This window comes from Clostridioides sp. ZZV14-6150 (assembly GCF_020657875.1).
Lineage (GTDB): Bacteria > Bacillota > Clostridia > Peptostreptococcales > Peptostreptococcaceae > Clostridioides.
This window is the reverse complement of sequence record NZ_JAGWDA010000015.1, coordinates 77,880-101,495: the sequence shown is the minus strand read 5'-3', so window position 1 is coordinate 101,495 and position 23,616 is coordinate 77,880. Positions and strand designations below refer to the sequence as shown.

General features: G+C 28.5%; 24 protein-coding genes and 4 tRNA genes. 25 read left to right on the top strand and 3 right to left on the bottom strand.

The window, feature by feature from the left end:
• Nucleotides 1–48: 48 nt before the first annotated feature.
• The 3 genes from KGF41_RS16315 to KGF41_RS16305 are packed head-to-tail and all read left to right on the top strand — an operon-like array spanning nucleotide 49 to nucleotide 2,865.
• Nucleotides 49–822, top strand: a complete 774-nt coding sequence (locus KGF41_RS16315; protein WP_227828569.1) for a ParA family protein — start codon at nucleotides 49–51, stop codon at nucleotides 820–822.
• Between the two features lies 1 nt (nucleotide 823).
• Nucleotides 824–1,690 (top strand): ParB/RepB/Spo0J family partition protein, encoded by an 867-nt coding sequence (locus tag KGF41_RS16310; protein WP_227828570.1) that lies wholly within the window; start codon nucleotides 824–826, stop codon nucleotides 1,688–1,690.
• A gap of 32 nt (nucleotides 1,691–1,722) precedes the next feature.
• Entirely contained in the window at nucleotides 1,723–2,865 is a 1,143-nt protein-coding gene (locus tag KGF41_RS16305) for an aminotransferase class V-fold PLP-dependent enzyme (RefSeq protein ID WP_227854807.1), read from the top strand.
• Between the two features lie 80 nt (nucleotides 2,866–2,945).
• Here the strand turns inward: KGF41_RS16305 and KGF41_RS16300 are convergent, their stop codons facing one another.
• Nucleotides 2,946–3,527 carry a GerMN domain-containing protein gene (locus KGF41_RS16300; protein ID WP_227828572.1) on the bottom strand — a complete coding sequence of 194 codons (582 nt, stop codon included), beginning with the start codon at nucleotides 3,525–3,527 and terminating at the stop codon, nucleotides 2,946–2,948.
• Between the two features lie 259 nt (nucleotides 3,528–3,786).
• On the opposite strand from KGF41_RS16300, the gene rstA reads away from it, so the two are divergent.
• The 19 genes from rstA (at nucleotide 3,787) to KGF41_RS16205 (ending at nucleotide 16,583) form a co-directional block, all read left to right on the top strand.
• Nucleotides 3,787–5,079, top strand: coding sequence for a toxin production/motility transcriptional repressor RstA (gene rstA, locus KGF41_RS16295; protein WP_227856985.1), 1,293 nt, complete (start codon nucleotides 3,787–3,789; stop codon nucleotides 5,077–5,079).
• Between the two features lie 104 nt (nucleotides 5,080–5,183).
• Nucleotides 5,184–5,771, top strand: coding sequence for a sulfurtransferase-like selenium metabolism protein YedF (gene yedF, locus KGF41_RS16290; RefSeq protein WP_227436550.1), 588 nt, complete (start codon nucleotides 5,184–5,186; stop codon nucleotides 5,769–5,771).
• Between the two features lie 78 nt (nucleotides 5,772–5,849).
• Nucleotides 5,850–6,113, top strand: a complete 264-nt coding sequence (locus tag KGF41_RS16285; protein ID WP_227828574.1) for a DUF3343 domain-containing protein — start codon at nucleotides 5,850–5,852, stop codon at nucleotides 6,111–6,113.
• Between the two features lie 14 nt (nucleotides 6,114–6,127).
• Nucleotides 6,128–6,313, top strand: coding sequence for a DUF951 domain-containing protein (locus KGF41_RS16280; RefSeq protein WP_054275506.1), 186 nt, complete (start codon nucleotides 6,128–6,130; stop codon nucleotides 6,311–6,313).
• Between the two features lie 102 nt (nucleotides 6,314–6,415).
• Nucleotides 6,416–7,612, top strand: coding sequence for a PLP-dependent aminotransferase family protein (locus KGF41_RS16275; RefSeq protein WP_227828575.1), 1,197 nt, complete (start codon nucleotides 6,416–6,418; stop codon nucleotides 7,610–7,612).
• Nucleotides 7,613–7,832: 220 nt separating this feature from the next.
• Nucleotides 7,833–8,111, top strand: a complete 279-nt coding sequence (gene rpsF / locus KGF41_RS16270; protein ID WP_227842992.1) for a 30S ribosomal protein S6 — start codon at nucleotides 7,833–7,835, stop codon at nucleotides 8,109–8,111.
• A 36-nt stretch (nucleotides 8,112–8,147) separates the two neighbouring features.
• Nucleotides 8,148–8,582 carry a single-stranded DNA-binding protein gene (locus KGF41_RS16265; protein ID WP_227436543.1) on the top strand — a complete coding sequence of 145 codons (435 nt, stop codon included), beginning with the start codon at nucleotides 8,148–8,150 and terminating at the stop codon, nucleotides 8,580–8,582.
• An 18-nt stretch (nucleotides 8,583–8,600) separates the two neighbouring features.
• Nucleotides 8,601–8,828: a 30S ribosomal protein S18 gene (rpsR, locus tag KGF41_RS16260; RefSeq protein WP_021386573.1), complete on the top strand. Its 228-nt coding sequence runs from the start codon at nucleotides 8,601–8,603 to the stop codon at nucleotides 8,826–8,828.
• A 141-nt stretch (nucleotides 8,829–8,969) separates the two neighbouring features.
• Nucleotides 8,970–9,290 carry a MazG-like family protein gene (locus KGF41_RS16255; protein WP_227436541.1) on the top strand — a complete coding sequence of 107 codons (321 nt, stop codon included), beginning with the start codon at nucleotides 8,970–8,972 and terminating at the stop codon, nucleotides 9,288–9,290.
• Between the two features lie 7 nt (nucleotides 9,291–9,297).
• Nucleotides 9,298–10,254, top strand: a complete 957-nt coding sequence (locus KGF41_RS16250) for a YybS family protein (protein WP_227828576.1) — start codon at nucleotides 9,298–9,300, stop codon at nucleotides 10,252–10,254.
• A 10-nt stretch (nucleotides 10,255–10,264) separates the two neighbouring features.
• The gene (locus KGF41_RS16245; protein ID WP_227828577.1) at nucleotides 10,265–12,259 is read left to right on the top strand and encodes a DHH family phosphoesterase; all 1,995 of its coding nucleotides are present in this window, start codon (nucleotides 10,265–10,267) and stop codon (nucleotides 12,257–12,259) included.
• Nucleotides 12,260–12,709, top strand: a complete 450-nt coding sequence (gene rplI, locus KGF41_RS16240) for a 50S ribosomal protein L9 (protein ID WP_227856984.1) — start codon at nucleotides 12,260–12,262, stop codon at nucleotides 12,707–12,709.
• 18 nt (nucleotides 12,710–12,727) lie between these two features.
• Nucleotides 12,728–14,056 (top strand): replicative DNA helicase, encoded by a 1,329-nt coding sequence (dnaB, locus tag KGF41_RS16235; RefSeq protein ID WP_227483326.1) that lies wholly within the window; start codon nucleotides 12,728–12,730, stop codon nucleotides 14,054–14,056.
• Between the two features lie 204 nt (nucleotides 14,057–14,260).
• Nucleotides 14,261–14,569, top strand: a complete 309-nt coding sequence (locus KGF41_RS16230) for a hypothetical protein (protein ID WP_227828579.1) — start codon at nucleotides 14,261–14,263, stop codon at nucleotides 14,567–14,569.
• 81 nt (nucleotides 14,570–14,650) lie between these two features.
• Nucleotides 14,651–15,940, top strand: coding sequence for an adenylosuccinate synthase (locus KGF41_RS16225; RefSeq protein ID WP_227828580.1), 1,290 nt, complete (start codon nucleotides 14,651–14,653; stop codon nucleotides 15,938–15,940).
• 305 nt (nucleotides 15,941–16,245) lie between these two features.
• Nucleotides 16,246–16,321 (top strand) — tRNA-Lys (locus KGF41_RS16220).
• Nucleotides 16,322–16,327: 6 nt separating this feature from the next.
• Nucleotides 16,328–16,402: transfer RNA gene (locus KGF41_RS16215), tRNA-Glu, on the top strand.
• Nucleotides 16,403–16,406: 4 nt separating this feature from the next.
• Nucleotides 16,407–16,482 (top strand) — tRNA-Val (locus tag KGF41_RS16210).
• A 26-nt stretch (nucleotides 16,483–16,508) separates the two neighbouring features.
• Nucleotides 16,509–16,583 (top strand) — tRNA-Thr (locus tag KGF41_RS16205).
• 360 nt (nucleotides 16,584–16,943) lie between these two features.
• On the opposite strand, the gene KGF41_RS16200 is transcribed toward KGF41_RS16205, so the two are convergent.
• Together KGF41_RS16200 and KGF41_RS16195 are read right to left on the bottom strand one after the other, a co-directional pair.
• Nucleotides 16,944–17,936, bottom strand: coding sequence for an ATP-binding protein (locus tag KGF41_RS16200; RefSeq protein WP_227828581.1), 993 nt, complete (start codon nucleotides 17,934–17,936; stop codon nucleotides 16,944–16,946).
• Between the two features lie 8 nt (nucleotides 17,937–17,944).
• A complete protein-coding gene (locus tag KGF41_RS16195) occupies nucleotides 17,945–19,003 on the bottom strand; it encodes a DnaD domain protein (protein WP_227828582.1) in 1,059 nt (352 codons plus the stop codon).
• Nucleotides 19,004–19,127: 124 nt separating this feature from the next.
• Between KGF41_RS16195 and KGF41_RS16190 the strand changes: the two genes are divergently transcribed.
• The 3 genes from KGF41_RS16190 to KGF41_RS16180 all read left to right on the top strand — a co-directional run bounded on the left by KGF41_RS16190 (nucleotide 19,128) and on the right by KGF41_RS16180 (nucleotide 23,588).
• On the top strand, nucleotides 19,128–20,591 hold the full coding sequence (locus KGF41_RS16190; protein ID WP_227828583.1) for a M1 family metallopeptidase: 1,464 nt from the start codon (nucleotides 19,128–19,130) through the stop codon (nucleotides 20,589–20,591).
• Nucleotides 20,592–20,675: 84 nt separating this feature from the next.
• Entirely contained in the window at nucleotides 20,676–21,473 is a 798-nt protein-coding gene (locus KGF41_RS16185; protein ID WP_227850635.1) for an MBL fold metallo-hydrolase, read from the top strand.
• 12 nt (nucleotides 21,474–21,485) lie between these two features.
• Nucleotides 21,486–23,588 carry an EAL domain-containing protein gene (locus KGF41_RS16180; protein ID WP_227856983.1) on the top strand — a complete coding sequence of 701 codons (2,103 nt, stop codon included), beginning with the start codon at nucleotides 21,486–21,488 and terminating at the stop codon, nucleotides 23,586–23,588.
• Nucleotides 23,589–23,616 lie beyond the last annotated feature (28 nt).

Sequence of the window (23,616 nt, the reverse complement as noted above, 5' to 3'; positions counted from 1 at the left end):
AACTAGTCAATATTTAAAATTAATTTAATTCTTAAAGGGGGGAACATCATGGGCAAAGTTATAGCTATATTCAATCAAAAGGGCGGAGTTGGAAAAACTACAACAAATGTAAATTTAAGTGCCAGTTTAGGAACCTTAGGAAAAAAGATATTAGTATTAGATTTGGACCCTCAAGGAAATACAACTAGTGGATATGGTATTGATAAAAATGAAGTGGAAAATACAATCTATGAGATTATGTTAGATGGTTTGCATATTAAAGAAGCAATAATAAAAACAGAGTTTGAAAATGTAGATATAGTTCCATCAGCTACGGAACTAGCAGGTGCAGAGATAGAGCTTGCATCAATAAGTAATAGAGAGTATATTTTAAAAAATTCCATAAAAGTAGTAAAGGATGAATATGACTATATATTTTTGGATTGCCCACCTTCACTTGGGATGCTTACAATAAATTGTCTAACGGCTGTAGATAGTGTTTTAATTCCTATACAATGTGAATATTATGCCTTAGAAGGTGTAAGTCAATTAATGGAAACTATAAAATTAGTAAAATCAAGATTAAATACAGATATAGAAATTCAAGGTGTTGTTTTAAGTATGTTTGATGGAAGAGCTAATCTATCGATACAAGTTGTTGAAGAAGTTAAAAAGTACTTTAAAGGAAGTGTATATACAACTCTAATTCCAAGAAATGTAAGGCTTGCAGAAGCTCCTAGTCATGGTAAACCAGCAATTTACTATGATAAAAGATGTAGAGGGTCTGTAGCTTATTTGGAACTAGCAGAAGAATTTATAGATTTAGAAGAGGAGGAGTGGTAGTATGGAGAATAAGTCTAAAAGAAGTAATAGATTGGGTCGAGGTCTTAGTGCATTGATACCAGAAATCAAAGGAGAAACTTCAGATAAAGAAATAGTTAATATAGATATAGACAAAATATATCCAAACGAAGTTCAGCCGAGAAAGCAATTTGATGAAGAAAAAATAAAAGTATTATCTGAGTCTATAAAAAATTATGGTGTACTACAACCAATAGTAGTTAAAAGGGATGAAAATAATAAGTACATGATAATAGCTGGTGAAAGAAGATTTAGAGCATCAAAACTTGCAAATAAAAGTCAAATGCCTGCTATAATTAAAGATATAGAGATGAAAGATATAATGGAGATAGCTTTAATTGAAAACTTACAGAGGGAAGATTTAAATTCGATAGAAGAAGCACTAGCATATAAAAGTTTAATAGAGCACTATAGTGTAACTCAAGAAGAAATATCAGAAGCTGTTGGTAAAAGTAGACCTCATATAACTAACACTTTGAGACTTTTAAATCTAGGACAAGATGTTATAGACATGATAGATAGTGGTAAAATCACAGCAGGTCATGGAAAGGCTCTGTTAAGGATTGTAGATAAAAAATTACAATTACAAATCGCAAAAAAGATAGAAGAGGAAGAACTCTCTGTAAGAGAGGTTGAAAATATTGCAAAAAAAATATCTGAAAATAAAGAAGAAGATATGCCAAAAAAGTCTAAGCCTAAGGATGTATTTATTTTAGATGTAGAAGATAAACTTAGAAATATTTTTGGAACTAAAGTAAATATTTCTAAAGGTAAGAAAAAAGGTAAAATAGAGATAGAATACTATAATGACGATGATTTAAACAGTATTGTATCAATGCTTCTTGAATAACACACAAATATAAAATAGAGAGGACGATTAATATGATTTATCTAGACAATGCTGCAACTACATATCCAAAGCCAGAAAGAGTTTATGATGCTGTTTTAGATTGTATGAAAAACTATTGTGCAAATCCAGGAAGAGCAGGACATAAGCTTGCTATGAGAGCTGCTAGAGAAATTTATGACACAAGAGAAAATGTAGCTAAGTTATTTAATGTAAGTAATCCTATGAATATAGTATTTACGTCTAATGCAACAGACTCTTTGAATTTAGCAATAAAAGGTGTACTACAAAAAGGAGATCATGTAATAACAACATCTATGGAACATAATTCAGTAATAAGACCCATAAAAGCACTTGAGCAAAAAGGGGTAGAAAATACTGTAGTAAAATGTGATGATGAAGGTTTTTTAGATTATGAAGAGTTAGAAAAATCAATAAAGGATAACACTAAGCTGATTGTAACTACACATGCATCTAATGTATGTGGGACATTAATAGATATAAAAAAAGTTGGAGAAATAGCTAAGAAACATAATATATTATTCTTGGTAGATGCATCACAAACAGCAGGTGTTTATGATATAGATGTGAAGAAATGCAATATAGACATGTTGGCAATGCCAGGTCATAAATGCTTATTTGGACCTCAAGGAACAGGTATCTTATATGTAAGAGAAGGTCTAAATTTAAATATATTAAAAGAGGGTGGAACAGGTAGTAAATCAGAAGAAATGGTTCAACCAGAACTGTTCCCAGATAAATACGAGTCAGGAACTCATAATACTCCAGGTATAGCAGGACTTAACCAAGGTGTATTATTTATATTTGAAAGAGGAATCAACAATATAAGACAACATGAAGAAGAATTATGTCAATATATGCTAAATAAGTTAGAAGAAGTATCAGATATAAAGATATATGGACCAAAAGACAGTAAAAAAAGAGCCTCAGTAATAGCTATAAATATAGGGAATATGGATTCTGGAGAGGTTACTTTCTTATTAGATAGTGAATATAATATAGCAACTAGATCAGGAATACATTGTTCTCCGTTAGCTCATACTACTTTAGGTACGTTAAAACAAGGTGCGGTAAGGTTCAGTATAGGATATTTTAATACAAAAGATGAAATAGATAAAGCAATAGACGCTTTGAAGAAAATTTCAAAAAATAGATAGTTATACATTACAACATAAAAATAGTGTCAACTTTATAGAAAGCTGACACTATTTTTTGTAACTTAATATAATTTAAAAACTTACTTTAAATAATCTCCATCTTCAAGAACTATATGACCACTTTCATAGTTAGCGCCATCAACAGTAAGCTTTATTTGTTCAACATTCATGTTCTTTATGTAAGTACGTGCAACTGAATCAAGCATTAAAGTTTCTGCATCACTACCTAAGTTTGATTTTGTAAAATCAGAGTTAACATCTAATATACCAGTTTTTACGCCATCAATATCTTTTGTAGTAAATGAATTTAGTTTTGCAGATTCTGGAATTACTTTAAGCTTTTGAAGCTCAGCAAATAAAGTGTTTTCATCAATTTTTTCTAAATTAACCTTATTTTCAATTAAATCTGTTTTGTCTACATCAAAAGAGTAAATAACAGCAGACTCTGTCTTCTTTTCTTCCTTTGGAGTTGATGCAGATTTTTTATTAGGAACTTCTTTTTCATCATTATTTTCGTTATTGTTTTCTTCTTTTGGTTGCTCAACATTTGTATTATTTTTAGTTTCTTTTTTAGTTGCTTCATTTTGAGCATTGCTACATCCAACCGCCAATATAGATATAGATAATATACTTAACACTAACATTATTTTCTTATTTTTCATAAAAATTACTCCTCTCTAAGATACTATTCTTATATATAATTATAATCGTTATGACTGAATATATGAATACAAAATAGTAACAAATTTAAAAAATGATTTATTTAAATTAATTAAATACAAAATAAACTAAATTTTAGTCATTTTTATGGGAAATCATTTAATGTATAGAGAAAATATTGTAAAATAAAAGTAGTGTTTTTAAAATAAATATAAGTTATAATTATATTATAAAAAAATGTCTTCAAAAGGTGGGAATAGTATGGAAATTTTGAGCTTAGGAGAAAAGATTAAAAAATTAAGAAAAGAAAAAAATATGACATTGAAAGAGTTAGCCGGAGATAGGATAACAGCAGCACAAATAAGCCATATAGAGAGAGATAAATCTCATACTAGTTATGAACTGTTGGAATATCTAGGTGATAAGCTAGATGTAAGCGTGGAATATTTATTAGAAACAAAAGAAATGCAGTCAAAAAAGATAACAGATAATTTAATACTGCAAAGTGAAATTTATATAAAAGAGAATGAGCTAAACAAGGCTGAGGACCAAATAAAAGAAGTTTTAGATATATGTAAGAGATACGATTTAATGGAGAACTATGGCAGATGCAATTTTCTTATGGCTAATATTAACTTAAAAAAATCTAATTACAATAATGCTATAGAAAACTTTGAAAAGGCTTTATATTTCTTTATAAAAAACGATGATAGTGAAAACATACTAAAGTGCTATTTAAACATAGGAAAGATATATATGCAGGAAGACTTTTATAAAGGTGCGATAAGTCACTTTAATTTTGCAGAGGAAATTTTATCAGAGAGTAAGTTTGAGGATATTAACATATATAAGGAATTATATAGTAAGATGGCATATTGTTATATAAAATTAGATAATCCAAATATGTCATTAAAGTACATAGATAAAATAAATGAAATAGATAATAAAAATGATAGAAAAGAAGATGTCGATATTTTGGTGTTAAAAGCAAATAACATGCTTGAGATTGGAAAATATGAAGAATCAAAAGAGTATTTTAAAAAAGCACTAAAAATACTTGAAAATGAAGATAATAAAACTGGAATAGCAAATGTATACTTAACAATTTGTGATGTTTATAGAAAAATAGGTGAGACAGATAGAGTTCTTGAGTATTCTCAAAAAGTGTACAACATAAAGAAGAATGATGAAGACGAATACATGATGTCAGGTTTATTCAAGATAATAGAAGCGTACATAGATAAGGAAGATTATGATTTAGCTAGAAAATATTGTAAAATAGCTTTAGCATCATCAATAAAAAATAAAAACAAATTTAATGAGTATAAAGCATTAAAATTCTATTCTAATATGTATAAGAATCAAAGTGAAATTACTCTTGCTATTGAGTATTTAATTAAATGTATAAAAATAGTATCAGACTTAGGTAATAATAAGATATTAGCAAACTTGTACATAGACTTAGGACAATTATATTCAAGCATATCAAAAGAGAAAGAATTAGAATACTACCAAAAGGGAGTATTTATGTATAAAAATTTAGAGATAATGTAAGTATAATAAACCTATAATAGTATAGAAACAATCTATAACAAGCAAGATAATATCTATGATAAAATATAAATTGTATGAATAATTTTAAGGAGATGAATCAAACAATGAGTATAAAAATAGATGCTAGAGGGCTTGCTTGTCCTAAACCAGTTATAAATACAAAAAAAGAATTAGATAATATAGAAGAAGGTATTGTAGTTACAACAGTTGACAATGAAACAGCAAAAGAAAATATATTAAAACTTGCTAAATCTTTAAATTGTGAAGCAAGGATTGTTGATGAAAAAGAAAATTTAATTTCTATAGAAATTAAAAAAGGCAATAATGTTGTAGTTCAAAAAGAAGAAAGCGAACTAGAAGATACATGTGTATTTATATCTTCAGATAAGATGGGATTGGGGAATGATGAATTAGGACAAGTATTAATAAAAGGATTTATATATACTTTAACAGAATCAAAGCCATATCCTAAACATATACTTTTAGTTAATGGAGGAGTAAAATTAAGTGCTGAAAATGAAGCAACTATAGAAAATCTTAAAATACTTGAAGATGCAGGCGTAGAAATTTTATCTTGTGGAACTTGTTTAGATTACTATAATTTAAAAGAAAAATTACAAGTTGGCTCAGTTACAAATATGTACACTATAGTTGAAACATTAAAAAATGCATCAAATACTATTTCTATATAATGTATGCTTGTTTAACAATATAAAATCATTAAGAAATATTAAACTAAAGAAAAGTAGATAGTCAGAAAGGATTAAGCAATGAATCAAATGTATATAGTATCGTTTAATTCGACACATCATGCAATAAGGTCAGAAAAGCTATTTGGTGAAAAGGGTTTAAAAGTAATGGCTCTTCCAACACCAAGAGAAATAACAGCAAGCTGTGGAATATCAATTAAATTTTCTTTTGAAGATATTGAAAAAATAAAGGCAATTTTAGTTGAAAATAATGTAGATATAAAGGGAATTTATTGTATAAGTAAATTAGAAGATGGCTCAAAGGAAGCAAAGAAGTTAGATTAGGAGGCTAATTATTTATGCCAATGGATTTAAAAATAGGGGATATTGTTGAATTGAAAAAACAACATGCATGTGGATGTAAAGAGTTTGAAATCGTAAGAACTGGAATGGATATAAAGATAAAATGTACGAAATGTTCAAGGCTAATAATGCTTGATAGAGAGACATTAGAAAAGAGAGTAAAGAAGCTAATAAAAAAATGATATAAATTTAACATTTAAAAAATGTCAAATACCGTATATTAATATCCAAATTTTTGGTATAATAGAAATTGAAGAAAACATTTTCATGGGGGTGCTTTAATTATGGCAGTTAAATATGCAAAAAGAATGGAAGGTTTACAAGGATCTGAAATACGTGAGCTTTTAAAACTTACTCAACAACCACAAATAATATCTTTTGCGGGTGGAATGCCTGCTCCAGAGTTATTTCCAGTTGAAGAAATGAAAAAAGTATCAGTTGCAGTGCTTGAAGAAAATGGAAGATCAGCTATGCAATATACTACAACAGAAGGATATGAACCATTAAGAGAAAAAATAGCAGCTAGAATGAATGACAAAAACCAAACTAATGTAAATAAAGATGATATATTAGTTACAAGTGGTTCTCAACAAGGTCTAGATTTTGCAGGAAAAGTATTTATTGATGAAGGTGATGTAATTTTATGTGAAAGCCCATCTTACATAGGAGCTATAAACGCATTTAAATCTTACCAACCTAAATTCATAGATGTTCCAACAGATTCTAATGGAATGATAATGGAAGAACTAGAAAAAATACTAGAAACAACTGATAGAATAAAAATGATTTATGTAATACCTGATTTCCAAAATCCAACAGGAAGAACTTGGCCACTTGAAAGACGTAAAAAATTCATGGAAATAGTAAATAAATATGAAATACCAGTAATAGAAGATAATCCATATGGAGATTTAAGATTTGAAGGAGAAACTTTACCATCTTTAAAATCAATGGATACAAAAGGATTAGTAATATTCTTAGGAACTTTCTCTAAAATATTCTGCCCAGGATACAGATTAGGATGGACTTGTGCTTCTGCAGAAATACTATCTAAATTTAACTTTGCAAAACAAGGTGCAGACTTACAAGCATCAACTATATCTCAAATGGAAGTAAGCAAATTTATGGATATGTATGACTTAGATGAACACGTTGATAAAATAAAAGCTGTTTATATCAAACGTAGAGATGTAATGCTTAAGACTATGGAAGAAGAATTCCCAGAAGGATTAGTATTTACTCATCCAGAAGGTGGATTATTTACATGGGTAGAGCTTCCAAGTAATTTAAATGCTAAAGAATTAATGCCAAAATGCTTAGAAAAGAATGTTGCTTATGTTGCTGGAGGAGGATTCTTCCCTAATGGTGGTAGAGAAAATACTTTCAGACTTAACTATTCAAATATGCCAGAAGAAAAAATAATAGAAGGTATCAAAAATATAGCATCAGTTTTAAAAGAAGCTATGGGTGTTGAAGCTTAATTAAAAATAATAACTTATAGATATATTATGAGGGATGGCGATTGCCATCCCTTATTAATTTAAAAAATATATTTCACCTTATATTAAATATTAAAATTTGTCCAAAATTTAAATTGACATAAACAAGAAAAAATGATAAAATGTGTAGGTATGAGATTTTAGTCTCATTTCTCTGCTCTAAGAGTGTAGAGCCGTTAAGTCCAAAGGGAGGTGAATTATAGTGAAAAATTATGAATTAGTTTATGTAGTAAAGCCAAACTCTGATGAAGAAACAAGAGAAGCTGTACTAAACAAAGTTAAGGAAGTTGTTGCAACTGAAGGAGAAATAGTTAAAGTTGATACTTGGGGAACTAAAAAATTAGCTTATCCAATAGCTAAGTTTACAGAAGGTTTCTATGTGTTAGTTAACTTCAAATCAGCAGTAGACGTTCCTAAAGAAATAGACAGAAACTTAAAGATAAATGAAAACGTAATAAGACATATGATAGTTGTTGCTTAATAACTAGTTTTATTATAAAAAATAGGTGGTGTTTTTATGAATCAAGTTGTATTAGTGGGAAGGTTAACTAAAGACCCTGAATTAAGATACATCCCAGGTACAGGAACACCAGTGGCATCATTTACAATAGCCATTGATAGAGACTATGTAAAAAAAGATGGATCTAAAGAAACTGATTTTATACCTGTTGAAGTAATGGGTAAATCCGCTGAATTTTGTGCCAACTACATAACTAAAGGTAGATTAGTTGCACTTCAAGGATCGATAAGAGTAGACAATTATCAGACACAATCAGGTGAAAAAAGAACTTTTACAAAAGTAAGTACTAGATCAGTACAAGCTTTAGATAGCAAGAATAAATCGGAAAATTCATATAAAGAGAGTGCTCCAGCTTTTGAGCCAAGCTTTGAACCTCAAGGGTTAGACCCACAAGGTTTCCAAGCTATAGATGATGACGATATACCATTTTAAAAAGGAGGGAAAAAAGTCATGATGAATAAAAAAAGACGTAAGAAAAAAAGAGTTTGTCAATTTTGTGCTGACAAAAACGCTAAAATAGATTACAAAAGTACTCAAAGATTACAAAAGTATATAACTGAAAGAGGAAAGATATTACCAAGAAGAATATCTGGAACTTGTGCTAAGCATCAAAGAGAATTAACAGTTGCTATAAAAAGATCAAGAAATATAGCACTTTTACCATATACATTAGATTAAAAAATGAGCCTTGTGCTCATTTTTTATTATAGATATTTATATAAGTAAATGAGACGAGCTATAACGCTCGTTTTTTTGTTTATATACTTAAATATATTATTATTTATGATATAATATTATATATTAAGGAGGGTTGCAAACGTGAAAATAGATAAAGGTTCTGAGATAACAAGAAACATAAAGATAATAGAGTGGATGAAAACAGAAATATTAATGAGTGTAAGTGATTTGTTTAACTTATTATTTAAAGGGGTAAAACCTTTAGATGAGGCAATTCAAGATACTCTAGCAAATATAATAATGATAACATATCTCTTAGCAAAGAGATTAGGAATTAGTTTTAGAGATGTGGATTATAAAGTCAAGGAAAAAATAAAAATTGGTATAGAGGAAGACCATAGTGTTGAAAGATGGTATGGAGATTTATCTAACTTAAAAAAACATATGGATAATAGGGAGTGATATTAAATTGAATAATAAAATTAGACTATCTAAAGCCATGCCTATAATAGTTTTAGCTATAATAATTGCTTTAGTAATAGCCTATATTCCAATGCTAGGAATGTTTAGTATATTAGCTGCTGTCCCATATGTAATTATAGGTGCCATTACTGATAAAAAGTATTCTTTTTTATCTATTTTGATTACATTTTGTGTGCTAATTTTATTTGCAGACATTTCGTATGCATTAAATATATGTATAATGTATTCTTTGCCAGGTATAGCAATAGGAAAGATGCTAAAGAGAAGTTTTGAGCAAGAAGATAGCAATAAATTTGAACCAATATATGGAGGAACAATAATATTTGTGCTTGCAATGGTTGTGTATTTCTTTGTATTGAAGACATTTTTAAATGTAAATTTATTAGATGAAGTTGCTAAAATGATAACGGAAATCGTAAATATTCAAAAAAATAGTTTTTCTGCAACTGAGCTTAAAGTATTTGATAAAATGAAGCCAGATGAAATTGTAAGTTATTTTACAAATATGCTACCGATGATGTTATTCCTACAAGGTTTATTATCAGCATTTGTAACATATTATTTAAGTGTATTCTTTATTAAAAGAATTACAAATTTGAATATAAGATTTCCTAAATTTGCTGACTTTTATTTACCAGGAAATGCTATAGTCACAACTTTTTTACTTTATTTATTAGTCTTATTGATTGAAATTATTGGTTCAAAATTATATACAGAATTAATAATGACTAATTTACAGCTAGTTTTTAACTTAATGTTTGTAATTCAAGGAATAGCAGTTTGTATTTATTATTTAAAGAAATGGATAAGACAAGGACCAAATAAAATTATGTTTCTTTCAGGGATAATTTTATGTTTATTTGGATTTATGGGAATATCTTTTGTTGGTATGGTAGATAGTATAATTGACTTTAGAAAGGTGAGAAGTTATAAATCCACTTAGGAGGATAGAAATGAGTAATAAACAAACCTTTAAATTAAATATGCCAGAAATAAATTTATATATAATTATTATTGGTATTTCTAGTATAATTTTGCTTTATTACAACTTGTATGTAGGGTGTTTATTTTTCTGTATTTTTGCATATATGGTTTTTCACAATTGGAGAACAACTAATATTAGACGTCATGAATGGACAGAGTATATTCAAAATTTATCTTTAGATATAGATGAAACAACTAAGAAAGCTATAATAAATCTTCCAATACCACTATGTATTCTAGAATTTGATGGAAATATATCATGGTATAATGGAAAGTTTTATGATATGATTGGTCAAAAAGATTTACTTGATAAAAATATAGAAGATATAGTTAAAAATCTTAATTTAAGAAAAGTATTAAATGAAAATAAAGAGATGTACACTGAAATAAACTATAAGGAAAGAGAATATACAATAGTTTATAATGTTATAAAAAATGATCAAGAAAAGAATCCTAAATATTTAATGATATTATACTGGATAGATAAGACAGAATATTTACAAGTAAAACAAGATTATGATGATGAAAAAGATGCAATGATGTTAATACAAGTAGATGGATATGATGAAGTATTAAAAAGTGCAGCAGAAGATAAGAGAGCTTTAATTAATGTTGAAGTAGAAAAAATACTTTCTGCTTTAGAATTAAATTCAAATGGTGCTTTGAGAAGGACTTCAAAAGATAAATTCTTCTTGGTAATGCATAAAAAAGAGTTAAAAAAATTAGAAGCTGAGAAGTTTTCTATTTTAGATACAATAAGACATATTGATTATGGAAATAATCTTCCTGTTACAATAAGTATAGGAATTGGTATAGATGGAGATACATTAAATGAGAACCTAAAACTTGCTACAGGTGCTCTTGATTTAGCACTTGGTAGAGGAGGAGACCAAGCTGTTGTAAAGACAAAAGATAAGTTTGTATTTTATGGTGGAAAATCTAAAGCTGTAGAAAAGAAAACAAAAGTAAAATCTAGACTTATAGGTCATGCTCTGAGAGAGGTTATACAAGAAAGCGATCATGTTTATATAATGGGTCATAAATATCCTGACATGGACGCTATGGGAGCTGCAGTTGGGGTTTATGATATATGTAAATCTTGCAATAAGACAGCAAATATAGTTTTACAATCTGTAAATGAATCTATAGAGATATTTATAAACAAAATAAATGAAAGTAATTATTATAAGAAGTTGTTTATTGGAAAAGAGGAGGCTATTGATAACTGTACTAAAAATACACTAGTTGTTGTAGTTGACACTCATAGACCTAATTATACTGAATGTGAAGAACTCTTAAAGTTATCAGAGAAGGTAGTAGTAATAGACCATCATAGAAGAGGTGTAGAGTTTATAAATGATGCAGTGCTTTTATTCCATGAAATATATGTATCTTCAACCTGTGAAATGGTTACAGAATTAGTTCAATATATGGATGAAGAGGTAACAATCAATAAACTTACAGCTGAAGGTCTTTTAGCAGGAATAAGCTTAGATACTAAAAACTTTGCATTTAAAACAGGTGTTAGGACATTTGAAGCTGCTTCTTACCTTAGAAAAGTTGGAGCAGATACAATAGAAGTCAAGAAGTTTTTTAATTCTGACGTAAAAGATTTTATAATAAAGGCTGAAATAATTCAAAGTACGAAGATAATTAATAATAGAATATGCCTAGCATATTCAAGTACAGAAATAGATAGTATAAACGTTATAATAGCTCAAACTGCTGATGAGCTGTTAAATATAAAAGAAGTAGAAGCCTCCTTTGTATTAGGAGAAAAAGATGATACTATATTTATAAGTGCAAGGTCTTTGGGGCAAATAAATGTACATGTACTTATGGAGAAATTAGGAGGCGGGGGACATATAGATATAGCTGGTGCACAGTTAAAAAATGTTTCTCTAAAAGAAGCTTACAAGATAGTAAATAAAATAATAGAGGAGTATTTAGAGGAGGAAGAATAGATGAAAGTTATATTATTAAAAGACATAAAAGGAACTGGTAAAAAAGGGGAAATGAAAGAAGTAAGTGATGGATATGCAAGAAATTTCTTATTTCCTAAAAAAATGGCTGTGCAAGCAGATAGTGTAGCAATCAAAGAATTAAATGAAAAGAATAAATCTAAAGAAATAAAAGCTCAAAAAGAATATGAAGAAGCTGTTTTATTAGGAAAACAAATGGAAGAAATTAATATAGAAATATATTCAAAATCAGGTGAAGGTGGAAGATTATTTGGTTCAATAACAGCCAAAGATATAGCTGAGCAATTAAAGAAACAAAAAGATATAGATGTAGACAAAAGAAAAATTTTATTAGACGAACCAATAAGAACTTTAGGTTCAACATTTGTAGAAATAAAAATACATCAAAAAGTAACTACTAAAATAAGAGTAGATGTAAAAGAAAAACAGTAATAACTAGAGGTGATAAAGATGGAAGACATGACGAGAATTCCTCCTCATAGTGTAGAATCAGAGCAATCAATATTAGGTTCTATACTGCTAGATAAAGATGCTATAATAACAGTTACAGAAACCATAAGGCCTGATGACTTCTATAAAGAAGCTCACAAAATAATATATGAATGTATGATAACTTTAAGCAATAAAGGTGAGCCTATAGACTTAATCACATTGACAGAAGAGCTAAGAAAACAAGGGCATCTTAATGATATTGGAGGAATCAGTTATATTACAAGTCTTTCTACAATAGTGCCAACAACTTCAAATGTAAAATACTATGCTGACATAGTAAAAGAAAAGTCTGTACTTAGAAAGCTTATAAAAGCATCTAATGAAATAATAAATCTAGGATATAGTGGAGCAACAAAAATTGAAGATGTTTTGGAACAAGCTGAAAAGAGGATATTTGATATATCACAGGAAAAAACTAGTGACGATTTTAAATCTATAAACTTAGTTTTGATGGATGCCTATGATATGATAGAAAAATTATATACCAATAAAAGCGATGTAACTGGTATAACTACTGGTTTTAAAGATTTAAATAAAAAAATAAATGGTCTTCAAAGAACAGATTTAATATTAGTTGCCGCAAGACCTGCAATGGGTAAAACTGCTTTTTCTTTAAATTTAGTACAAAATGCAGCTTTAAAAGGAGATGCTTCTGTAGCTGTATTTAGTTTAGAGATGTCCAAAGAACAGTTAGTACAACGTATGTTATCTTCGCAATCTAGTGTAGAATTAAAAAAGATAAAGACTGGAACACTTAATGATAATGATTGGCCTAGGATTATAGATGCAATGGCAGTACTGTCAGATGCAAAAATACACATCGATGATACTCCTGGTATAAAAATATCAGAATTAAGGTCAAAGTGCAGAAAGTTAAAGATAGAAAAAGGTCTAGATTTAGTACTTATAGATTACCTTCAACTTATGGAAGGTGAAGGTAATAATGAAAGTAGACAACAAGAAATATCTAAAATATCAAGGTCATTAAAAGTATTAGCAAAAGAATTAAATTGTCCTGTAGTAGCATTATCTCAGTTATCACGTGCACCAGAGCAAAGAGCAGACCATAGACCTATGTTATCTGATTTAAGAGAATCTGGAGCAATTGAGCAGGATGCAGATATAGTTATGTTCTTGTATAGAGATGAATACTATCATGCTGATTCTGAGAGTAAAAATATAGGAGAAATAATAATAGCAAAAAATAGACATGGCGAAACTGGTTCTGTGGAACTAGTTTGGCTTGGTGAAGTTCAAAGATTTGGGGATAAGTTGAGAGACCTATAATTTAACTAATATCCACAGAACATCCTTTCTTTCTACAGGAAAAATGTGGATACATGTCACTAAATATGTCTAAACCTTGAAATTTAGCTAAAAACTTATCCACACTATCCACAGATAGCCTGTTGATAAGTGTGAATAAGTAGATAAAGCAAGCTTTTGGCTTGCTTTATCTGTGTATAAATGTTAATTATTAGGAGGAACAATATGGAAAAAATAAGCTTAAAATATATATATCCCAATATAATTAAAGTACTTGATGAAATAAACTTGTTTAGGATAGTTGATAGTAATTTAAAAGAATCAATTGTTGTTTATGCTAGTATTGTGGACAATCAATATTATATAAACATGACTAATACAAACTTTGGAAATATAATTAACATATGTAAATTAGAAAAACTTTTAGACGTGGATAAGTTTATAGAAAAAGTTATAAAAAATAGCACAGAAATTAAAGAAATAAATGACTTTTCAAAAATAGAAGAGTATCTGTTAAATATTGGAGAACGCTAAAAAAGTTGAAAAAAATACGAATATTTGATAGAATAAATAAGTAAAGCGTTCGAGAGTATATAAAATATAGAGGTGAATTACATGAAAACAGTTGCAATTGTTGGTTCTCAATGGGGAGATGAAGGTAAAGGTAAAGTTATCGATTATCTTGCTACTCAAGCAGATGTAGTAGTGAGAGGACAAGGTGGAAATAATGCAGGGCATACATTAGTTGTTGAAGGTAAAAAATATGCATTACACTTAATACCATCTGGAGTTTTAAATCCAAAGACAGTGAACATAATCGGAAATGGAATAGTATTTGACCCTAAAGGATTCTTAGAAGAATTAGAAATGTTTAAAGCGGATAATATAAATACAGAAAACATAAAAATTAGCGATAGAGCTCATGTTATATTCCCATACCATAAAGAGCTAGATGCATTATCAGAAGAAGCTAGAGGCGATTTAAAGATAGGTACGACAAAAAAAGGTATTGGGCCTTGCTACATGGATAAAACAGAGAGATCTGGAATCAGAATATGTGATTTAATGGATAAAGATAAATTTGCTATAAAATTAAAGGCTCAGATAGAAGCTAAAAACAAATTAGTTAGAAACATATACGGAAAAGAAGAATTATTTGATTTTGAAGCTATATATAATGAATATATTGGGTACGCAGAACAAATAAAGAAATATGTAGCAGATACATCAGTTATTGTATATGATGCGGTAAAAGCAGGTAAAAAAGTTTTATTTGAAGGAGCACAAGGTACTTTATTAGACTTAGACTTAGGAACTTATCCATTTGTTACATCTTCTCATCCAATATCTGGAGGATTTGCTATTGGTGCAGGTATAGGACCAAATATGATAAAGGATGTTGTTGGTATAGTAAAAGCTTACACTACAAGAGTTGGAGAAGGTCCATTTGTTACAGAACAAATAAATGAGACTGGTGATAAGATAAGAGAACAAGGGCATGAATTTGGAGTAACTACTGGTAGACCAAGAAGATGTGGGTGGTTTGATGCTGTTATAGTAAAATATGCAGCTAGAGTTAATGGATTAACTAGTATTTCATTTATGCTATTAGATGTGTTAACTGGATTTGACAAAATTAAAGTTTGTACATCTTATAAAATGGGCGATAAAATAATAACAGATTTCCCAGCTTCATTAGATGATTTAGCAAAATGTGAACCTATATATGAAGAGTTAGATGGATGGAACGAAGATATAACTCAAGTAGACAATTTTGATGACCTTCCAGAAAATGCAAAGAAATATATTGCTAAAATAGAAGAGTTGATTGGAGTAAGTGTAGATATGGTTTCTGTTGGGCCTAATAGAGCTCAAACTATAATAAGAAAAAATATATTTGCTTAGTATTTTAAGTAAGTGATTTAAATTATAAATGATTAAAAAAGAGTATCTCAAGATAATGTTTATAATTATTAGAGATGCTCTTTTACATTGAGCTAAAATTATTTATGTATATTTTAAATAAAATTAAGGTCGAATTTATACCCTAAATTAGATGTCTTATTTAGAGAATTTTGTTGAAAATCAATGATTCAGTATTATTTTAATTATATGCTAAAAAAAATAAAAAAACTGTTGACTAAAAGTTATACAGCAGTTATAATATAACTTGTGAGTGAAAGAAACGACGAAAAAAGTCGAAAAAATGTGGTCTATTAGCTCAGTCGGTAGAGCACCTGACTTTTAATCAGGGTGTCCCGCGTTCGAGTCGCGGATAGATCACCAAATCATGGCTCGTTGGTCAAGAGGTTAAGACACCGCCCTTTCACGGCGGTAACAGGGGTTCAATTCCCCTACGAGTCACCAATATGGGACTATAGCTCAGCTGGGAGAGCACCTGCCTTACAAGCAGGGGGTCACAGGTTCGAGCCCTGTTAGTCCCACCAGTTTTTAGATGAAAAATACTATAGATGCTGGTGTGGCTCAACGGTAGAGCAGCTGACTTGTAATCAGCAGGTTGTAGGTTCGATTCCTATCACCAGCTCCACAAAATACATAAATGTAAATTAACATAATTTTCTATGCTACAGGATACTTTTAGGTATCTTTTTTTTAATTGCATCAAAAATTAATTGTAATTATAATCAACTCTTTAAATATTATACAATATCATAGCTTTAGAAACATAGTCTATAAATGCACTATAATAAATTTAAATAATACAATATATTAAGATATGATATTAATATATAAAAAATTACAAACTAGATAAAGGTTTAGTATATTAGAAATATAATTAGAAAAACTGAAAGGACAATATGATTATTTAGTATAAGTTTTAAACAGAGAAGCAAGTATGTTCTTACCTCTCTATTTAAAAATAAAAAAATGTTTTTTAAGGGCTACTTTATTTGAATCTCTCCCATCTCAAATCATCTCCAGTAAATTCTAAAATTCTAAACTTGTCTAAAATCCTAGATAGAATTCTTTGAGTATAAGTATTTCCTATTTGAGATGGTGTTAAGTTGGTTGATATAATAATTTTTTTACCAGTAACAAGTCTTGTGTTTACAATATTGAAAATCTCTCCACTAGTAAAAGAATTATTAAGTTCGGTACCAAGGTCATCTATTATTAATAAATCACAATCAAACAAGTTTTTATAATTTTCTTCACTTATTTGATTGTTTGGGTCTCTTCTAAATTTATAGTCTTCAAGAATATCTAAAATTCTAAAAGAAGTTTGATAGATTACAACATTACTTTTGTCTAACAATTCTTTTGCAATACAGTTACACATGTATGTTTTACCTAGTCCAGTAGAACCATAAAACAATAGGTTTTCATTATTATCCACCTTAAAGTCATGAACAAAATTTTCGCAGATACTTAGATTATTTAACATGTTTTCTCTTGGAGAGATTTCTCCATCGGGACTCTTCTTAGGAGAAAATATATTCAAGTTAAAATTCGAAAAATTTTCCTGACTTAAAATTCTATCTAAGTTAGACATTTTATAAGCCTCATTTACAATTTCTTGTTTTAGACAAGAGCATTTTTCACCATTAGGTAAAAATCCTTTGTCTTTACAAGAGTCACATTGAAACTTTATTTCTAAGTAATCAAGAGATATATTATTTTTAAGTAAAAGTTCTTCTTTTCTCAATTTTAAAGATTCTATAGTTTCCTTAGACTCATTTACAATTTCATCTTTAGATTTAGGATTCAAAAGAACTGTTTTAGCTAAGTTAAGACCTATTTTAGAAATCTCATCATCTATAGATTTTATCTCAGGAATCCTATTATAGACTTCATTTTTTCTATGTTCTAAGAGTAGTTCATTTTTATCTCTTTTATTGGCATATTTAGCCAGTATTTTTCTTATTTTATCTTCATTCATTTAATCACCTACTTAAACTTTTCTTTTTGACTTTTTTTAATAATTTCATCGAGTTCATCAGATGTATATTGAGTAAATGTTTCGTTGAAATTATGAAACTTAGTTTTCTTGTAAGTATTGTTGTTTTGAGTAGTATTAATCTGCTTTTTATTAATATTCTCCTTAACTATACGTTCTTCCTCTTTTTGCTTTAAATCATTTAAATTTTTTATATTTTTTTCGTGCCAATTTTTAATTATTCCATTTATATAAGATATACTTGGGTTTGGTATATTCTTAGATTTAGAACATGCATTTACTATTAAGTCCATATCCATGTCAAATTTATCAAACCAAGCATCCATAAGTTCTTTTTCTGATTTCGTTGCTTGTCTTGAAAATCCCAATTCATTGAAAATAGTTTTATATAAAATATATCGTTCGCTTCTAATTAAGAAGCTATCTTCAACATCTTTTGGGGTATATAAATTTGAATCATACCAGTTTCTAATAATGCCTTCGATGTATTTAACTGGTTTAGATGTACCAGTTTTATCTTTAACATATTCATAAGCACAAAGTATCATATCAGGGCCCATGTTGTATTTATTCATTACATCCATAATACTTATTTTTTCGCTTGGGTCAAGATATCGACCAACTATTTTATTTATAGAATTGAACATCTTTCTAATACTTGGATTTTCAGAAGTAGATACAACTTTATCTGTATTAGATTTTACAGATGAATTATTACCTAATATATTTTCGATATAGAAATTCTTTAAATCTAAAAATTCTATTGAATAATTAAAATTATCAGATTCTCCATTGTCATGTATTTTTATAATCTTTTTTTCTTCCCAGAATTTCCAAGCAGATAGTACATCAGACAAAGGTATATTTAGGTTCTTGGCTATTGAGCTATTGTCAAACTTAGGATTAGAAGTAATATCACATGCCTGTCTATAGCCTAAAAGATAAACTTTTACGTATAACCCGTCCGCCATTGGCATAAATATATCTATAAAGATATTGGGAATAGTGATTTCACCTAAATCTATTTCATTGCTTTCTTTGAAAAACATTTTATCACCTCAGATTAAATTATATCATTTTTTGTATTACATTTGGTTGTAAACAAATAAAAGGTCATAAGATTAGCATGTAAATATTTTCTAAAAGTATTCATTTTAAAAAGGAGGAGATATTTTGGTTATAAAATTCAACCAAAAAGTAAGAAGAACATTATCAGTAGCAATTTTATTTATGGTACTAATAATAGGTTGCTTCATAGAAAAGGATGACAGTTTAGAAGCATACAAAGAAAAATCTAATTCAAAGATAAATCAATATAATATGGATGTTATATTTGATGATGAAACTAAGAGGTTAATGTGTAATCAGAGTGTTGAGTACATAAATAATACAAAATCAAATATGGATAAAATATATTTCCATATATATCCGAATGCTTTTTCTAAAAAAGAATTTGCTCCTTTTGAAAAAGATGAGATGACAAGAGCCTATCCTAATGGATTCAATGAAGGATATATAGATATAAAAAACATACTAAATAATAGTAGTAAAATGGAATATAAAATCAAAGGAGATAAAAATGATATATTAGAAATAGAATTAGGAAAAGAGTTAAAGCCAAATGAAAGGATATCACTGGATATAAAATATAATGTAAAAATACCAAACTCAGTGGGAAGATTTGGATATGGAGAAAACACTATAAATATTACTAATTGGTTTCCTATAGCTTGTGTTAATGATGAAAGAGGATGGAATATAAAGAGTTATGAAACTATTGGAGACCCATTTTATAGTGAAACTAGTGATTTTCATGTGAAACTATTGATTCCAAATAAGTATAAGATTGCTCATACAGGTAAACTTGTTAATGATAAACATGATAACAAGAAAATGTTGTATGAAATAGAGGCTGAAAACGTTAGGGACTTTGCGTTTATATTAAGTAGTAAATTTGATGTAAATAAAGTAGATTCAAAGGGAGTAGCTATTAGTACATACAATTTAAATAAGAAGCTTTCTAGCAGAGCAACAGAGATTGCAAAAGATTCAATAAATATATTTAGTGAGTTGTTTGGCAAATACCCATATAAAGAATATTCTGTTGTAGCAAGTGATTTCTTTATAGGTGGCATGGAATATCCTATGCTTGTTATGATAGACCAAGGCTTATATAATGAAAAAAATGAGTTTTTGCTTGAGTATGTTATAGCACATGAAACAGCGCACCAATGGTGGTATTCTGCTGTTGGAAACGATGAAATAAGTGAACCTTGGTTAGATGAAGCTCTTACTGAATACTCTACAATAGTTTATTTTGAACAAAAATATGGGAAGGAAATGGCAAATAAACTTATAAAAACTATGCAAATACAAACAAAGAGTTATTTGAGTGAAAACATATTTAAACCATCAAATGAGTATAAGAATTCTACTGAATACAGTTTAAATGTTTATACAAAAGGAGCAACAGCTTTTAATGAAGTAAGAAAAGAGGTTGGGGATAAGGTATTCTTTGAAACACTAAATGAGTATTATAATAAATACAAACATAAAAATGCTAATGGAAGAGCCTTTGTAGAGTTATGGAACAGTAAAGGGGTAGATATAAATAAGATTATAAGTGAATACAAGTAAATTTCGTACAGAGTATTAAATTTTATTTAATACTCTGTTTTTTTGGTATAATATAATTTATAAGGCAGAAAAAGAGGTGAAATAATGCTAAAGTATTGTTCAGTAGGAAGTGGTAGTAGTGGAAATTGCCACTATATAGGATATAAAAATACTAATATACTAGTAGATGCAGGATTAAGTGGAAAGAGAATAACTACAGGTCTTAAAGACATTGGAGTAGATTCAGATAAATTAAAAGGGATATTTATAACTCATGAGCATATTGACCATATAAAAGGGGCAGGGATATTATCAAGAAAGTTTGATATACCAGTGTTTGCTAATATAAAGACATGGTGTTCTATGAAAGACAAGCTTGGTAATATTAAGGATAAAAATATGAAGGTCTTTGAAAATGATAAAACTTATTCATTAGGAGATGTTATAGTAAGGCCTTTTTCGATAGAACATGATGCAGCTGACCCAGTTGGATATAATTTCTATACAGAAAACGATGAAAAAATGTCTATAGCTACTGATATAGGGTGTATAACTGAAAATATAAAAAAACATCTATATAAATCTAAATTAGTGGTATTAGAATCAAATTATGACCCTAATATGCTTATGATGGGTTCATATACATATGCTTTAAAGAAAAGGGTAATGTCAAATACTGGACATTTATCTAATGAAGATGCAGCAAATTTCTGTGTTGAACTTATTGATAAAGGTACAGAATCTATATTATTAGCACATTTAAGTAAAGAAAATAATTTTCCAGAATTGGCATATGAAACTTCAAAAGGAGTATTAGCATCAAATGATATAGTAGTTGGGCAGGATGTAAAACTAGATGTATTATCACGTAATGATGTTTCTAATGTTTATAAGATGAAGTAGAGGTGAATAACTTTGCTAAAAAGAAATTTCGAAAATGTTGAGGATAATAAAATCTTATATTCTATAAAGCAAGGGATGATTTTAGCAATACCTGCTATTATGACTGGTTCAATTGCTCTTGTTATTTTGAATCTTCCAATAAAAATTTATCAAGAATATATAGCAAGTTTATTTAATGGTGAAATTTCAAATATTCTTACATTTATAAATGATTCTACCTTAGGAATTATCTCATTGATAATATTGTTGACGATAAGTTATAGCTATGGAAAAATCTATGGGAGCAAGTATACAGTACTTGTTCCTATCGTTGCAATGTGTTCTTTTTTAGTGTTTTCACATGGTAATGAACTGGATTCTTATGTGGAAATATTTAAAACAAAGTGGTTGTTTACAGCTATTATTGTTTCCATAACGTCTTCTATATTATTTGTAAAGCTCACAGAATCGTTTATTACAAGTGTAAAATTTCATACAGAAGGGGCAGATGCTGATTTTAATATGGTTGTTTCAGCAATAATTCCCTTCATAATTGTAGTATTTTTATTTTCTATTTTGCGTGTAATAGTAATAAATCTAATTGGAAGTTCGAATTTTCAAGATATATTTTATAATTTATTCTCAAATATATTTAAGAGTATGGGAAGAAACCTTATGAGTGCTTTGCTGTTTATATTTCTAATGCATTTTATGTGGTTCTTTGGTATTCATGGGAGCAACGTACTTGATACAGTTGCAAAAAATTTATTTGAAAATGGAATGGCAATTAACATAAATTTAGTTAACAATAATCAATTACCAACAGAAATTTTTACTAAGACTTTTTTTGATACAATGGTTTTATTGGGTGGATGTGGAGCTTTGTTATGTTTAGTAATTGCCATTTTTCTTAGTGAGAAGCGTATAAATGTAAGGAAGCTGGCTAAAATTGCTTCAATACCAGCTCTTTTTAATATAAATGAAATGTTAGTTTTTGGGATTCCGATTGTTTTTAACTATATTATGTTCATACCTTTTATAATTACACCTATAATTCTAACAATTACAAGTTATGTAGCTATGGCTACAGGGCTTGTACCTTGTACAGTTTCTGCTGTAGAGTGGACATCACCGATATTTTTAAGTGGATATATGGCTACGGACTCAATAAGAGGAAGTTTGTTGCAATTGTTTAATTTGTGTGTAGGAGTTATGATTTATATTCCATTTATAAAGATGTCACAAAATAGATATATTTACATGTTCAAAAATAATATAGAAAACTTAACAAATTTAGTAAAGAAGTGTGAATTAACAGGAGAACAACCAAATATTTTAAATCACAGTGGAAAAATAGGTTCAATCTCAAAAATGCTAGCATCGGATTTAAAGTTTGCTATGAAAAAGGAAGAAATAGAGCTTTTTTACCAACCGCAAGTTAATTATGATGGAAATGTTGTAGGGGCAGAGGGATTACTTAGATGGAGACATTCAATAGGGGGATTTATTTATCCACCACTTGTTATACTTTTAGCTAAAGAAGAAGGTTTTTTAGATGAACTTGGAGAGTATATTATTAATAAAGCTTGTATTGATTTAAAGAAAAGTGAAAGCTTACTAATAAATCCTATTAAATTTTCTGTAAATATATCTCCAGACCAACTTAATGACCCTAATTTGCCAGAGCAAATAAAAAATATAATTGAAAATAAGAATATCAATCCTAATATGCTTGGCATAGAAATCACGGAGCAAGTTGCACTGTCAGGCTCCCAGATAATCATTGAACGTATAAATGCGATACATGACTTAGGAATAAAGCTTATTATGGATGATTTTGGAATGGGACATAGTTCTCTTATATACCTTCAAAATAATAATTTTGATATAGTTAAGTTAGATGGCTCTCTTGTTAAAGAGATACTTATAAACAAAAGAAGTAGTGAAATCATAATGTCTATTGTAAATCTTTCAAAAAACCTAGATTTTGATATAATCGTGGAGTATGTTGAAAATTTAAATCAGAGAGATAAGTTGTATGGCCTAGGATGTGAAATATATCAAGGATATTATTATAGTAAATCTATACCTTTTGAGGAGTTTATAGATTATGCAAATCGAGCACTTGCTAAATAACTTTTCTAATGATTTGTAAGTTATATTA